Annotated in this window: 13 protein-coding genes; 1 reads left to right on the top strand and 12 read right to left on the bottom strand. The window is 69.5% G+C overall.

The window, feature by feature from the left end; genetic code table 11:
• Nucleotides 1-28: 28 nt before the first annotated feature.
• The 3 genes from OG978_RS28755 to OG978_RS28745 all read right to left on the bottom strand — a co-directional run bounded on the left by OG978_RS28755 (nt 29) and on the right by OG978_RS28745 (nt 1,955).
• The gene (locus OG978_RS28755; protein ID WP_326767990.1) at nt 29-1,198 is read right to left on the bottom strand and encodes a cysteine desulfurase family protein; all 1,170 of its coding nucleotides are present in this window, start codon (nt 1,196-1,198) and stop codon (nt 29-31) included.
• Between the two features lie 189 nt (nt 1,199-1,387).
• Nucleotides 1,388-1,744, bottom strand: a complete 357-nt coding sequence (locus OG978_RS28750) for a DUF4190 domain-containing protein (protein ID WP_326767989.1) — start codon at nt 1,742-1,744, stop codon at nt 1,388-1,390.
• Between the two features lie 49 nt (nt 1,745-1,793).
• Nucleotides 1,794-1,955 carry a hypothetical protein gene (locus tag OG978_RS28745; RefSeq protein ID WP_326767988.1) on the bottom strand — a complete coding sequence of 54 codons (162 nt, stop codon included), beginning with the start codon at nt 1,953-1,955 and terminating at the stop codon, nt 1,794-1,796.
• Between the two features lie 117 nt (nt 1,956-2,072).
• Here OG978_RS28745 and OG978_RS28740 point away from each other — a divergent pair, with 117 nt between their 5' ends.
• Nucleotides 2,073-2,714, top strand: a complete 642-nt coding sequence (locus OG978_RS28740; RefSeq protein ID WP_326767987.1) for a TetR family transcriptional regulator — start codon at nt 2,073-2,075, stop codon at nt 2,712-2,714.
• Between the two features lie 15 nt (nt 2,715-2,729).
• On the opposite strand, the gene OG978_RS28735 is transcribed toward OG978_RS28740, so the two are convergent.
• The 9 genes from OG978_RS28735 to OG978_RS28695 form a co-directional block, all read right to left on the bottom strand.
• Nucleotides 2,730-3,728: a helix-turn-helix transcriptional regulator gene (locus OG978_RS28735; protein ID WP_326767986.1), complete on the bottom strand. Its 999-nt coding sequence runs from the start codon at nt 3,726-3,728 to the stop codon at nt 2,730-2,732.
• 48 nt (nt 3,729-3,776) lie between these two features.
• On the bottom strand, nt 3,777-4,643 hold the full coding sequence (locus OG978_RS28730) for a thioesterase family protein (RefSeq protein WP_326767985.1): 867 nt from the start codon (nt 4,641-4,643) through the stop codon (nt 3,777-3,779).
• A gap of 78 nt (nt 4,644-4,721) precedes the next feature.
• The gene (locus tag OG978_RS28725) at nt 4,722-5,393 is read right to left on the bottom strand and encodes a trimeric intracellular cation channel family protein (RefSeq protein WP_326767984.1); all 672 of its coding nucleotides are present in this window, start codon (nt 5,391-5,393) and stop codon (nt 4,722-4,724) included.
• 18 nt (nt 5,394-5,411) lie between these two features.
• Nucleotides 5,412-6,623 carry an ABC transporter ATP-binding protein gene (locus OG978_RS28720; protein ID WP_442817853.1) on the bottom strand — a complete coding sequence of 404 codons (1,212 nt, stop codon included), beginning with the start codon at nt 6,621-6,623 and terminating at the stop codon, nt 5,412-5,414.
• 35 nt (nt 6,624-6,658) lie between these two features.
• Nucleotides 6,659-7,759, bottom strand: coding sequence for an ABC transporter ATP-binding protein (locus OG978_RS28715; protein WP_326767983.1), 1,101 nt, complete (start codon nt 7,757-7,759; stop codon nt 6,659-6,661).
• The gene (locus OG978_RS28710; protein ID WP_072486881.1) at nt 7,756-8,757 is read right to left on the bottom strand and encodes an ABC transporter permease; all 1,002 of its coding nucleotides are present in this window, start codon (nt 8,755-8,757) and stop codon (nt 7,756-7,758) included. Before OG978_RS28710 ends, OG978_RS28715 begins: the two co-directional genes overlap by 4 nt.
• A 144-nt stretch (nt 8,758-8,901) precedes the next feature.
• Nucleotides 8,902-10,671 carry an ABC transporter substrate-binding protein gene (locus tag OG978_RS28705; protein ID WP_326767982.1) on the bottom strand — a complete coding sequence of 590 codons (1,770 nt, stop codon included), beginning with the start codon at nt 10,669-10,671 and terminating at the stop codon, nt 8,902-8,904.
• A 95-nt stretch (nt 10,672-10,766) separates the two neighbouring features.
• A complete protein-coding gene (locus OG978_RS28700) occupies nt 10,767-11,771 on the bottom strand; it encodes an ABC transporter permease (protein WP_326767981.1) in 1,005 nt (334 codons plus the stop codon).
• A 449-nt stretch (nt 11,772-12,220) separates the two neighbouring features.
• Nucleotides 12,221-13,000 carry an enhanced serine sensitivity protein SseB C-terminal domain-containing protein gene (locus OG978_RS28695; protein ID WP_326767980.1) on the bottom strand — a complete coding sequence of 260 codons (780 nt, stop codon included), beginning with the start codon at nt 12,998-13,000 and terminating at the stop codon, nt 12,221-12,223.
• Nucleotides 13,001-13,015 lie beyond the last annotated feature (15 nt).

Below are 13,015 nucleotides of genomic sequence, written 5' to 3'. Positions count from 1 at the left end.
TCCGCCCTGTCGCCTGACCGGCCCGGATTCAGCTGAGTCCCGCCGTGCGCGCCCGTTCCACCGCCGGTCCGATCGCGCGGGCCACCTCGTCGATGTCCTGCTTGGTGGACGTGTGGCCGAGCGAGAAGCGCAGGGTGCCGCGGGCCAGGTCCGGATCGGCGCCGGTGGCCAGCAGTACGTGGCTGGGCTGGGCGATCCCGGCGGTGCACGCGGAGCCGGTGGAGCATTCGATGCCCTGGGCGTCCAGCAGCAGGAGCAGGGAGTCGCCCTCGCAGCCGGGGAAGGTGAAGTGCGCGTTGGCGGGGAGCCGGCCGCCGGGGGCCGGATCGCCGCCGAGGACGGCGTCGGGCACGGCCGCCAGCACGGCCGCGACCAGTTCGTCGCGGAGCCCGCCGATCTCGCGGGCGAACTCCTCCCGCCCGTCTGCGGCCAGCCGCCCCGCGAGGGCGAAGGAGGCGATGGCGGGCACATCGAGGGTGCCCGAGCGGACGTGCCGCTCCTGGCCACCGCCGTGGAGCACGGGTACGGGGGTGTATTCGCGGCCGAGCAGCAGCGCGCCGATGCCGAACGGGCCGCCGATCTTGTGCCCGCTCACCGTCATCGCGGCCAGCCCGGACCGGGCGAAGTCGAGTTCCAGCTGCCCGAACGCCTGCACCGCGTCCGCATGCATCGGTACGTCGAACTCACGGGCCGCGCCGGCCAGTTCGCGTACCGGCATGATGGTGCCGATCTCGTTGTTGGCCCACATCACGGTGACCAGCGCGACATCGTCGGGATCGCGGAGGATCGCCTCGCGCAGTGCGTCCGGGTGGACGCGTCCGTGCCGGTCGACGGGGAGGTATTCGACGTTCGCGCCCTCGTGCTCGGCGAGCCAGTCGACGGCGTCCAGCACCGCGTGGTGCTCGACCGGGCTGGCCAGCACGCGGGTGCGGCGGGGGTCGGCATCGCGGCGGGCCCAGTACAGGCCCTTCACCGCGAGGTTGTCGGCCTCGGTGCCGCCGGAGGTGAAGACCACCTCGCTGGGGCGTGCGCCGAGGGCATCGGCGAGGGTCTCTCTCGACTCCTCGACGGTGCGGCGGGCCCGGCGCCCGGCGGCGTGCAGTGAGGACGCGTTGCCGGTGACGGCGAGCTGGGCGGTCATCGCCTCGATCGCTTCCGGAAGCATCGGCGTGGTCGCGGCGTGGTCGAGGTAAGCCATGGTGGGCACGATTCTACGAGGCCCTGTCGGGGCGTATGCCGGGCGCATCGCGGCCCGGTCCCCGCGCACCGAGCGCGGCACCCGGTCGCCCGCGCCGATCCGGAGCCCGATCCGGTCGTGCGTGGCGGTTCCTACGTGCGGCCGACCGTGAGCGGCGGCTCGCGCGCTGTCGGTCGCACCCGGACTCCGTCAGCCTGCGAAGTTCCAGGAGACGGTGCCGGAGCCGGTCACCAGGCAGGCCAGCACCACGAGGTCGGCGATGCCGAGCGCGAGCCCGAGGAAGGCACGGCCGCGGCGGGAAGTGGAACGGACGAGCGCGAGGATCGCCATGACGATCGCGGCCGGGCCGAGCAGGATGTTCATCACCAGCAGACCGACGAGCCCGAGCACGAACGAGGCGACGGCCAGCCCGTCGGCGTCCCGGGTCCGGGCGCTGCGGTCGCCGGGCTCGGCGACGGCGGTGGCCACGGATTCGGCCCCGGCGGCCGTCGTCCCGTCATTCGTTTCCGGCGTTTCCGGGCGGCGGACTGATGCGGCAAGTTTCATGGTGCGGGCTCCTTCGAAACGGTGGTCGGGGCGGCGGCCGAGACGGCGGTCAGCGCGAGCGGCGCTGCGCACCGGTCCGCTCCCGCACCGCGAAGATCAGCAGCCAGCAGCCGATCGCGGCGGCGAGCACGAGGCTCAGCGGCAGCGGAATCTGGACCACCGCTCCGAGCACGACCCCGAGCAGGAGCAGGGCGGCGACGAGGACGATCATGTTCAGCCTTTCTGCGAGCTCTCCAGGAGCATTTGAGAGTACGACTGTTCACTGACTTGTCAGTCTAGACCCGTTGGCCACTTCCCCACTCCGGAGAACAGTTGTTTACTGAATGGCATGAGTCACACCGTCGGCATCCGCCAGACCCAGAAGCTGAGAACCCGGCAGGCACTGCTGGATGCCGCACTGGAACTCCTGGAGCACCAGAGCCTCAGCAGCCTCGGGCTGCGCGAGGTGACCCGGGCCGCGGGCGTCACCCCCACCGCCTTCTACCGGCACTTCGAGGACACCGCGGCGCTCGGTGTGGCGCTCGTCGAGGAGGCGTTGGGCAGCCTGCACGGAATGATCGGCGCGACGCTCGCCGAGACCGGCGACAGCGAGGAACGCCTGGACCGCAGCATCGAGCTGATCATGCGTCACGTCGGTGACCAGCCGGCCCACTTCCGCTTCATCGCCCGGGAGCAGCACGGTGGCGTCGGCCCGGTCCGCGCGGCCATAGCGGCCCAACTGCGGCGGTTCGCCCAGGAGGTGGCGGCGGCGCTCGCCGAGGAGCCGGAGTCCCGAGGCTGGAGCGAGGAGGACCTTCTGATGCTCGGCGGCCTCTATGTCGACCACATGGTGATCACCGCGTCGGCGCTGCTGGACGCGGGGCCGGACGGCGAGCGGGAGGTGGCCGGGGTCGCCCGCCGCCGGCTGAGACTGGTCACCCTCGGCAGGCTGCACTGGCTGGACGACGCCGGCAGGACCGATACCCCTTAGGGCCTCTCGTACGGATCAGGCCGTGCCCGCCTCCCCGTACAGCGCCACGACCGCCGCCGCGTGACGGGCGAGGACGTCCCGCGCCTCGGGCGGCGAGAGCACTTCGACGTTCGGGCCGAAGGAGAGCAGGGAGCGGGCCTGCTCGACCGAGTCGACGGCCAACTCGGCCCGCAGCCACTCCCCGCCCGCCTCCTGCCCCTCGGTCCTCCCAGGCCCCTCGGGCCGCGGCTCCCCCGTCAGCGCCCCGGCGTGCAGGCGTACGAAGAGATCGAGGCGGGAGCGGTGCACGCGCACCCGCAGCCGTACCCGTCCGGGCCGCTCCTCGACCTGCCTGCGCAGCTCGTCCCACAGGTCCGCCAGCTCCACCCCGGGCCGGCGCACGACCGGTTCGTCCGTGAGCCCGGTCCGCCGCACCCGGTCGGCCCTGAAGAGCCGGGGCACCCCGTCCCGGTCCGCCACCAGGTACCAGACGCCCGCCTTCACGACGAGGCCGTACGGATCGACGGTGTACGTGCGCGGGGCGCTCGTACCGCTGTGGCGGTAGTCCAGCCGCAGCCGCCGGTCGGCGAAGACGGCCTCGTGCAGTTCGGCCACGTCGACGGCCGACTGCGGGCCGCTCATCCAGCGCACCGGGTCGACCAGGATCCGTCTGCTGGTCAGTTCGGCGGCGGGCCGGTGCGGTTCGGGCAGGGCGGCCATCACCTTGCGCAGCGCGGAGCCGAGCGCCTCGTCGAGGCCGAGCGCGGCATGGGCGCCCTCGGCGGCGAGGACGAAGAGGGCGCGCGCCTCGTCGGCGGTGAGCCCGGTGACATCGGTACGGAACCCCGGCAGCAGCGCGATGCCGCCGTGCCGCCCCCGTTCGGCGTAGACGGGGACGCCCGAGGCGGAGAGCGCCTCGATGTCGCGGTAGATGGTGCGTACGGAGACTTCGAAGCGCTCGGCGAGCTCGGTGGCGGGCACCAGGCCGCGGGTCTGGAGCAGCAGGAGGATCGAGAGCAGCCGGTCGGATTTCACCCCGCCAGCTTCCCCCGCCCGCTGCCCCTTCCCTGCCGCCGCCGGCCGTCAGGAGCGCGGTGCGCGTGCCAACTGGCGGGACTGGGCCACCAGACGGTCCGCGCTGTCCCAGACGTCCGCGTCCTCCTCCAGGAAGCCGCCCGCGAGGTTGCGGGTGGTGATGGAGACACGCAGCGGGCCGGGGGCGGGGCGGCAGCGGATGTGGGTGGTGAGCTCGATGGTCGGCGTCCAGCCCTTGAGGCCCAGCTCGAACGAGGTGGGCGGCAGCGCGTCGACGGTGAGCAGCAGCGAGAGCGGATCGGCGTCGCGGCCGTCCGCGAGACCGAACCAGCCGCGCATCTCGCCCTTGCCGGACGGCTGCCCGACGGCCCAGCCGATCGTCGCCGGGTCGAGCTTGATGTCGAGCCGCTCGGTGATGGCCGAGCTGCCGGGGATCTGGGCCGGGCCGTCGCTCGGGCCGAGGCAGTGCTCCAGCGGCGGGATGGCCGGCGGCTTCGCCGACGTACGGATCTCGTCGGAGAGGCCGTCCAGGTCGCCGTAGGTGGCGATGACCCGGATGCGCTCGACCTCGGTGCCGTCCTCCGCGAACTGGAAGAGGGACGCCTGGCCGGTGGAGAGGGTACGGCCGGTGCGGACGGTCTGGGTCCGGATCACCGCGGGGCCGGGGACGGAGGCGGTGAGGTAGTGCGCGGAGACGGAGAAGGGGTCCGGGTGCGGCAGGGCCTGGCCGAGCGCGCGGCCGAGCATGGCCAGCAGATAGCCGCCGTTGACGGCATGGATGATGGTCCATCCGGCGGAGAGTTCCGCGTCGTAGACGCCCTCTTCGCGAAGGGTGACGGCGGTGTCGCGGTCGAACTCGCTGTCCCCGATGGTCGCCGGTCCGGTCTGTGCCGCCTGCTCTGCTGCCTGTGCCATGCGGTGCACCGTACACCGATTGTATTACTGAGCGGTAGCTTTTTGGCGGGGATCACAGCGCCGCCGCAGAGCGCCGCCTCAGGTGGTCGCCGAGCTCTCCTCGGCCGTCGCGGACTTCCGGTTGTAGGCACGCGGGGCCCGCCAGTGGTAGCGCATCGACAGCAGTCGCAGCGCGAAGGCCGCGATCACGGCGGTGCCGCTGGTGAACGCGTTGAGCATCTCGAAGCGGATGCACAGAACGATCATCGTGGCGCCGACGATGGCGGGCACCGCGTACAGGTCGCGGTCCCAGCGCAGCAGCGAGGGCACCTCGTTGGCCAGTACGTCGCGCAGCACACCGCCGCCGACCGCGGTGGCCAGCCCCAGGGCCGCCGACGCGGTGAGGCCCAGGCCGTAGTCGTACGCCTTGACCGTGCCCGTGACGCAGAACAGCCCGAGGCCGGCCGCGTCGAAGACATTGACGCCCACCTGGATCCGCTCGACGTGCGGGTGCAGGAAGAACACCAGGACGGCGGCGAGGAGCGGGGTCGTGAAGTAGCCGAGATCCGTGAACGCCGCGGGCGGGACCGCCCCGATGACGATGTCACGGAACAGCCCTCCGCCCAGCGCGGTCACCTCGGCGAGCACCGCGATGCCGAAGACATCGAAGTTCTTGCGTACGGCGAGCAGAGCGCCGGAGATCGCGAAGACGAAGATTCCGACGATGTCGAGCGCATGCTGGACGGAGGGCGTGAACAGTTCGTTGAGCACCGGGCAATTGTGCCGGTACTACTCCTTCGGGCTGACCTCCGGCGTATCGGGCGGCGAGGCGGTGCCTTCGTCCGCCGCGGTCTCGTCGGCCCCGGGCTTGCGTACCTCTACGGCCTCCGGCTTCTGCACCCCGACGATCTCGATCGCCTCGCGCGCCGCTGCCGTCACCGTCTGGCCGGGCACCTGGTCGGGCGCGTTCTCCGGGTGGTGGCAGGCCACCTGGTGCCCGGTCTTCAGCGCGACCAGCGGGGGTTCCTGCGTCTTGCAGACCTCCGTCGCCTTCCAGCACCGGGTGTGGAAGCGGCAGCCGCTGGGCGGTGAGATCGGCGAAGGCACGTCGCCCTTGAGCAGGATCCGCTCGCTCTTGGCCGAACGGCGCTTCGGGTCCGGGATCGGAACCGCCGAGAGCAGCGCCTTCGTGTACGGGTGCATCGGCGCCTTGTAGAGCGACTCGCGGTCGGCCAGCTCCACGATCTTGCCGAGGTACATCACCGCGATCCGGTCCGAGACGTGCCGGACGACCGACAGGTCATGGGCGATGATCACGTAGGTGAGGCCCAGCTCGCTCTGGAGGTCGTCGAGCAGGTTCACCACCTGCGCCTGGATCGAGACGTCCAGCGCCGACACGGGCTCGTCCGCCACGACCAGCTTGGGGTTGAGCGCCAGCGCGCGGGCGATCCCGATGCGCTGCCGCTGACCGCCGGAGAACTCGTGCGGATAGCGGTTGTAGTGCTCGGGGTTCAGGCCCACGACCTCCAGCAGCCGCTGCACCTCCTTCCTGACGCCGCCGTCGGGCGTGACGCCCTGCAGCTTGAAGGGGGCGCCCACGATCGTGCCGATCGTGTGCCGCGGGTTCAGTGAGGAGTACGGGTCCTGGAAGATCATCTGCATGTCCCGGCGCATCGGGCGCATGCCGCCCACGCCGAGGTGCGTGATGTCCTTCCCCTCGAACTCGATCTTCCCCGCGGTGGGTTCGAGCAGCCGGGTGATCAGCCGGCCCATCGTCGACTTCCCGCAGCCGGACTCGCCGACGACACCCAGGGTCTCCCCCGAGCGCACCTCGAAGTCGATCCCGTCGACGGCCTTCACGGCACCGGCGTTGCGCTGCAGCATCCCCTTCTTGATGGGGAAGTGCTTCTGCAGCCCGGTCACCTTGAGCAGCACCTCGCGGGAGGCGGCGTCACCGGCCGGCGCGCCGTGCCCGGCAGACCTCTGCGCCGGAACGTCCACGCCCTTGTCCTCGCTCGTCACGGCCTTGTCCTCGCTCACAGCTTGGGCGCAATCTCTTCGGTCCAGATACGCTCCCGCTGCTCCTGCGACATGTGGCAGGCCGCCCAGTGCCGGCTGCCGACCTCCTGCAGCTCGGGCCGTACGGTGCGGGTGACGTCGTCCTTGGGCACATCCGCGTACGGGCAACGCGGGTTGAAGGCGCAGCCCGACGGGATGTTGATGAGCGACGGCGGGGAACCCTTGACCGGGATGAGCCGGTCGGTCTGGTCGCGGTCGAGGCGCGGCATCGAGCCCAGCAGACCCCAGGTGTAGGGGTGCCGGGGCTCGTAGAACACCTTCTCGGCCGGTCCGCGCTCGACGCAGCGCCCGCCGTACATCACCAGGATGTCGTCGGCGAGCTCGGCGACGACGCCCAGGTCGTGGGTGATGATGATGACCGCGGAGCCGAACTCCTTCTGCAGGTCCCGGATCAGGTCGAGGATCTGCGCCTGGACGGTGACGTCCAGCGCGGTCGTCGGCTCGTCGGCGATCAGCAGCTCGGGGTTGTTGACCAGCGACATGGCGATCATCGCGCGCTGGCGCATACCGCCGGAGAACTCGTGCGGGTAGCTGTCGACGCGCTTGTCGGGCTGCGGGATGCCGACCCGGTCGAGCATCTCCACGGCCCGCTTGCGGGCGGTCTTCTTGTCGACCTTGTGATGGACCCGGTACGCCTCCACGATCTGCTTGCCGATCGTGTAGTACGGGTGCAGCGCGGACAGCGGGTCCTGGAAGATCATGGCCATGTCGCGGCCGCGCAGCTTGCGCACCTCGTCGGGGTCGGCGGACAGCAGCTCCTTGCCGTCCAGCCAGATCTCGCCGGAGACCTGAGCCTTGCGCTTGCCGTACTGGCCGGCGGTGTGCAGGCCCATGATGCCCAGCGAGGTGACGGACTTCCCGGAGCCGGACTCGCCGACGATGCCGAGGGTCTTGCCCTTCTCCAGCTGGAAGTTGAGCCCGTCGACGGACTTGACCAGGCCGTCGTCGGTCGGGAAGTGCACCCTGAGGTCGCGCACTTCGAGGAAGGCGGTGGGAGCGGGCGAGCCGGCCGGGGAGGGTTCGCTCAGCGCGGCACCGCTCTTGTGCAGTTCGGTCATCCCAGCCTCACTCGCGGGTCGATGACGGCGTACATGATGTCGACGACGAGGTTGGCGACGGCGATCGCGAGAGCCGCGAACAGGGTGACGCCGAGAATCACCGGCAGGTCCTTGTTGCTGATCGCCTGGACCGCGGCGAGCCCGAGCCCGGGCAGGTTGAACGTGGACTCGGTGAGGACTGCGCCACCGAGGAGCACGCCGATGTCGAGGCCGAAGACGGTGAGGATCGGCGTCATCGCGGACCGCAGGGCGTGCCGGGTGATGACGGTGCCCTCGCCCAGGCCCTTGGAGCGGGCGGTGCGGATGTAGTCCTCGCCGAGCACTTCGAGCATGGTGGCTCTGGTGAGGCGGGCGTACATCGCGGCGTTCAGGAAGGCGAGCACGATCCACGGCAGGATCAGGGTCTGGAACCAGGTACCGATGCCGTCGTCCGTGGAGAGGTTGTCGGCGATGTGCACCCAGCCGAAGTTGTGCACGAACAGGCCCATCGCGACCATGCCGGTGAAGAAGATCGGCAGCGAGACGCCGGCCAGTGCCGTGGTCATCGCGGCGCGGTCCCAGATGCTGCCGCGACGGAGCGCGGACACCACACCGGTGGCGACACCGCCGAGGAGCCACAGCACGCAGGCACCGGCGGCGAGCGCGCCGGTGACGGGCAGCGCGTCCTTGAGGGTGGTCCAGACCGGAACTTCGGTACGGAAGGAGTAGCCGAAGCAGGGAGCGGCGCAGTGGGTGACATCGTCACCGTTCGCGTAGTCGCGCCCCATCGGGATGCCCTTGACGAAGTCCCAGAACTGGACAAGGAGGGGGTCGTCGAGACCCAGTTTGATCCGGATGCCCTGGAGCTGCTCGACACCCGTGGCCTTGCCGGCGAAGAGGACTGCGACGTCCTGACCCGCCCACTTGGGCAGCATGAAGAAGATGGTGAACGTCGCGAGCAGTACGACGAGCACCATGATGACTACGGCGAACAGGCGCCGGATGAGATAAGCAAGCACTGTGTGCGGCCCGGCGGTGGCCGGGAACCCCTTGTGGGGGCTCCCGGCCATCGCCCCGGCCCTCACCTGCCCTTCGGACTGGCGGGTTTCGGCGGCGGTGGAACAGTCAACCGGGTTGACTGCGAATGCTGTTGACTACAGCGACTACTTGACGACGCCGAGCGAGACGTAGTCGTAACGGCCGTTGTAGGCGTCGGACATGTAGGCGTTCGTCAGACGGCTGCCGCGCCAGGTGATGTTCTTCTCGTAGATGAAGGGCATCCAGTCGGCCTGGTCGAGGATCCGCTTGTCGATCTGCTTGTAGATCTCGCCGGCCTTGACCGGGTCGGTCTCCGCGATCGCGTTGTCGAAGAGCTTGTCGACCTGCGGGTCCTTGATCTGCGACTCGTTGTAGTTACCGGTGTCCGCGAGGAACCGGCTGTCCCACAGCGGCTGGCCGAAGCCCTGGCCGGACGGGAAGTCCGGGCCCCAGCCGCTCATCGTCATGCCGTAGCCGCGCTTCTTCACGACGGACGGCGAGCCGGTGATGCTGGACGCCTCGGCGCCGTCGAGCGGGTCGACCTCGATCTTGATGCCGACCTTGCCGAGCTGCTCCTGGAGCGCCTCGGCGGCGTCGACCTCGCCCGGGTTGTTGTTACGGGCGGTGAGCTTGGTGGAGAAGCCGGTCGGGTGGCCGCACTGCTTCAGCTCGTCCTTGGCCTTGGCGACGTCCGGCTTGCCCTTGCGGGCGAGGACACCGTACGGGTCGTAGTCGCTGTGACCCTTGATGGAGACCGGCAGGGTGCTGTTGGCTATCGCGCCACCGGCGATCTCGCCACCGCGGGTCTGCTGGAGACCGGCGAAGTCGGTGGCGTAGAAGACGGCCTTGCGGCAGTGGACGTCGTCCAGCGGCTTCGCCGTGTGGACGAGCGCGACGTAGCGGACGAAGGACGTCTGCATGTTGTCGACGCTGTCCTTGTGATCCTGGACGGCGGTGACGCGGCCGGACTGGGTCATGCCGGTGCCGTTGAGGTCGACGTCGTAGTCGCCCTCCATCAGCTTCTTGTCGTTCTCCTCCAGGTTGGCGGAGATCGTCACGGTGACCTTGTCCGGGAGCGCGGCGCGCAGCGGGTCGGAGGCCTTCTGCCACTTGTCGTTGCGGACGAGCACGATGTTCTTGCCCGGCTTGTACGACTCGAACTTGTACGGGCCGGAGGAGAACGGGCGCTGGGTGTACTTCGCCCCGGTGTCCTTCTCCGCCTTCACGGGCGAGCCGGACGGCATGGCGAGGAACTGCTCGAAGTCACCGTTCGGCTTGGGCAGCTTGAAGATGATGGTGTTGTCGTCGGGCGTCTCGATCGCCTTGAGGCCGAGCTTGTCCGCGGACTTGTCCTTGTAAGGGCCCTTGTACTCGCCCTTGGGGTCCAGCGTCTGCTTCAGGTACTGCGGGCCACCGGTGATGGTGTCCGTCGCCCAGATGCGCTCGATGCCGTACTTGACGTCCTTGGAGGTCAGCTTGGAGCCGTCCTCCCAGGTCAGGCCATCACGCAGCTTGTACGTGTAGGTCTTGCCGCCGTCCGTGATCTCACCGGGGCCGGTGGCCAGGTCGCCGACCAGCTTGGTGGAGGCCACACCCGGCTTGGTGTCGTACGTGACCAGCTGGCGGGTGTAGAAGCGCATGAAGTCCCAGGCCATGCCGTAGTAGGCACGCTGGGGGTCGGCGGAGTCGAGGTCCTGCTTGCCGACCATCTTCAGCGTTCCACCCTTTTTGGTGGACGGGTTGGCAACCTTGTTGAACGCCGCGTTGAAGCCGGCGCCCTTCGACTTGCCGCCGCCTTCGCTGTCGCCGCCGCCGCACGCCGTGGTGGTCATCAGCGCCGCGACCACGAGGGCCGCACCAGCGGTGAGCCGTCGTTTCGAGGTAACTGTGGACATTTTCTCGTAACCTCCGAGATCGCGGTCCCAGGCCGTTGCTTGCCGGAGAACCATGGGAAGAGCCACCTGACGATGCGGCAGGGGCAAGTCGTGGGCTATCGGGTCCCCTTGGGGTCCAGGGCGTCGCGCAGCCCGTCCCCGAAGAGGTTGAAGGCCAGCACGGTGATGAAGATCGTCACGCCGGGGAAGACCATGAACATCGGGTCGTGCTCGTACGTCTCCAGGGCGTCCCGCAGCATCCCGCCCCAGGAGGCGGTGGGCGGCCGGACACCGGCACCGAGGAAGCTGAGGGCCGCTTCGGTGAGGATGTTGGTGGGGATCATGAGCGTCGCGTAGACGGTGATCGGCGCCACCAGGTTCGGCAGCAGCTCACGGAAGAGGATGTGTGTCCGTCCCCCGCCGAGGCTGCGCGCCGCCTCCACGTACTCGCGCTCGCGCAGCGAGAGCGTCTGGCCCCGGACGATGCGTCCCACGTACGGCCAGCCGAAGAAGCCGATGACGGCGACGAGTACGGCGATGCGTACGCCGCTGCCGGTGAGCCCGAGCAGATCGTCGGGGAGGACCGAGACCAGCGAGATGATGAAGAGGAGCTGCGGGAAGGACAGCAGCACGTCCATGACCCGGCTGATCACCGCGTCCACCCAGCCGCCGAAGTAGCCGGCGATGATCCCGAAGAGAGTGCCGAGGGCGACGGCGACCAAGGCCGCCAGGAAGGCCACGAGCAGCGAGATCCGGGCACCGTAGACGACCCGGCTGAAGATGTCGCGGCCCTTGTTGGGCTCGACGCCGAAGAGGTAGTCGCCGCTCACGCCGCCGAGATCACCCATAGGGAGATTGGTCAGCGGGTCGAGCATGTCCTGGTGGAACTCGTTCGGCGGATGCCCGAACAGGTTCACGATCAGCGGAGCGAAGATCGCCACCACGATCAGGCCGAGGACAACGATGCCACCCGTCAGAGCGACCTTGTCCTGCTTCAGGCGGTTCCAGGCGATCTGCTTGAGAGACCGTCCCTCGACCTTCTTCACCCCGGAGTCGACTGCGGGACCGCCGGTCGCGACCGGATCCGCTTCCTTGGTCGGCTCGTGCAGTGGTGCCGTCATCGTGGCAAGGACCCCTCTCAACCGGCGGTGGCCGGGCCGAACTGGCCGCTGTGGCGGCACGATCAGTCAGTCGTACGCAGAGGCGGCAAGACGCCCTTGCTGCGGGAGTCTTCATTGCCGTTACGACTGGTAGCCATACCGACAGGCGAATGGATGCCTAACCGTGATGCGGTCTGGGGTGTTCCGTTATCCGGACGGATGTGAACGCCCGCCGAACACAGGTCAGTTAATACGGAAGGGATACGGAAGGGGGCATGCGCGCAGATTCGCGACGCTTTCACCATCAGACGTGCCCAGCATGGAAATCTCGGACATGGAAGGCCAGATGAGGCGCCGGGCAAATGAACGTGCGTGCACATTCGGGGAGTTGGTGCCTTATGGTCGCGTTCCGGGAATCCGGCAACGTACAACTGCATTCCGGTCTTCAGGGGCGAACAGCCCCAGAAGGGTCAGTACGTGCCCTGCGGCGGGTAGCCGTAGCCCGCGGCGGGGGCCGCCGGGGCATGCGCCTCACGGTCGTAGAACGGGCGGGCGTTGGCGCGCAGCCACATCGCGACCGGGTCGTACTCGTCGGACATCGCGACGGTGGAGACGGGCAGCCCGTCCGGGACGGCGGAGATCGACTGCTGCATCATCGCGCGCGCCGCGTCCACCGAGGGCGGGCTCGTGTCGTAGAGGTCGAGACCGATGGTGAGGTACGGGACCCCGAGCGCGGGCTGCACCCAGGCGCGGCGCAGCGAGCGGATCGCCGGTGTGCGATGGGCGTTCTGCGTGAGCAGGGCGTAGAACTGCGGGATCTCGATGGCCGGCTCGGTGAGCCGGAGCGGGCCGGCCGGCATCCGGTCGAGGCCGGTGGCGATCCGGCGCAGATCCAGCCAGGGGATGCCCACGCCGCCGCCGGGGGCGTGCGGGTTGAGCCAGATGCCCCAGCGGTCGGGGAAGAGGGCTCGGGCGATGTCCCGGCCGCCGACCAGCTCATGGGCGCGGTTCCAGCCACTGGCCGAGAGCTCCTGGGCGGAGGTCACACAGGGGGCGTAGCCGAGGCCGTCGACCTCCATGTTTCCGTACTGGGCGTCGGGCGAGCCCGCCTGGCCGTGCCAGAGGAGCATCCAGATCCGGCCGCTCGCGAGGGCCTGCAGCAGTGCCTCGTACGCGTCATAGCGCCCGGGCGTCACTTGGCGCAGCATGTGCTCGACCTGCCCGGCCGCCGCGGTGCCTGACGCACTCACCTGGTCCCGCCCCTC

This window comes from Streptomyces sp. NBC_01591 (assembly GCF_035918155.1).
Lineage (GTDB): Bacteria > Actinomycetota > Actinomycetes > Streptomycetales > Streptomycetaceae > Streptomyces.
Note: the sequence above shows the minus strand (reverse complement) of the source record. Positions and strands in the feature narration are given on the sequence as shown.

Coding starts and splice junctions, on each gene's coding strand:
- OG978_RS28755 (WP_326767990.1), bottom strand. CDS start 1,198: ATGGCTTACCTCGACCACGCCGCGACCACGCCGATGCTTCCGGAAGCG.
- OG978_RS28750 (WP_326767989.1), bottom strand. CDS start 1,744: ATGAAACTTGCCGCATCAGTCCGCCGCCCGGAAACGCCGGAAACGAAT.
- OG978_RS28745 (WP_326767988.1), bottom strand. CDS start 1,955: ATGATCGTCCTCGTCGCCGCCCTGCTCCTGCTCGGGGTCGTGCTCGGA.
- OG978_RS28740 (WP_326767987.1), top strand. CDS start 2,073: ATGAGTCACACCGTCGGCATCCGCCAGACCCAGAAGCTGAGAACCCGG.
- OG978_RS28730 (WP_326767985.1), bottom strand. CDS start 4,643: ATGGCACAGGCAGCAGAGCAGGCGGCACAGACCGGACCGGCGACCATC.
- OG978_RS28715 (WP_326767983.1), bottom strand. CDS start 7,759: ATGACCGAACTGCACAAGAGCGGTGCCGCGCTGAGCGAACCCTCCCCG.
- OG978_RS28705 (WP_326767982.1), bottom strand. CDS start 10,671: ATGTCCACAGTTACCTCGAAACGACGGCTCACCGCTGGTGCGGCCCTC.
- OG978_RS28700 (WP_326767981.1), bottom strand. CDS start 11,771: ATGACGGCACCACTGCACGAGCCGACCAAGGAAGCGGATCCGGTCGCG.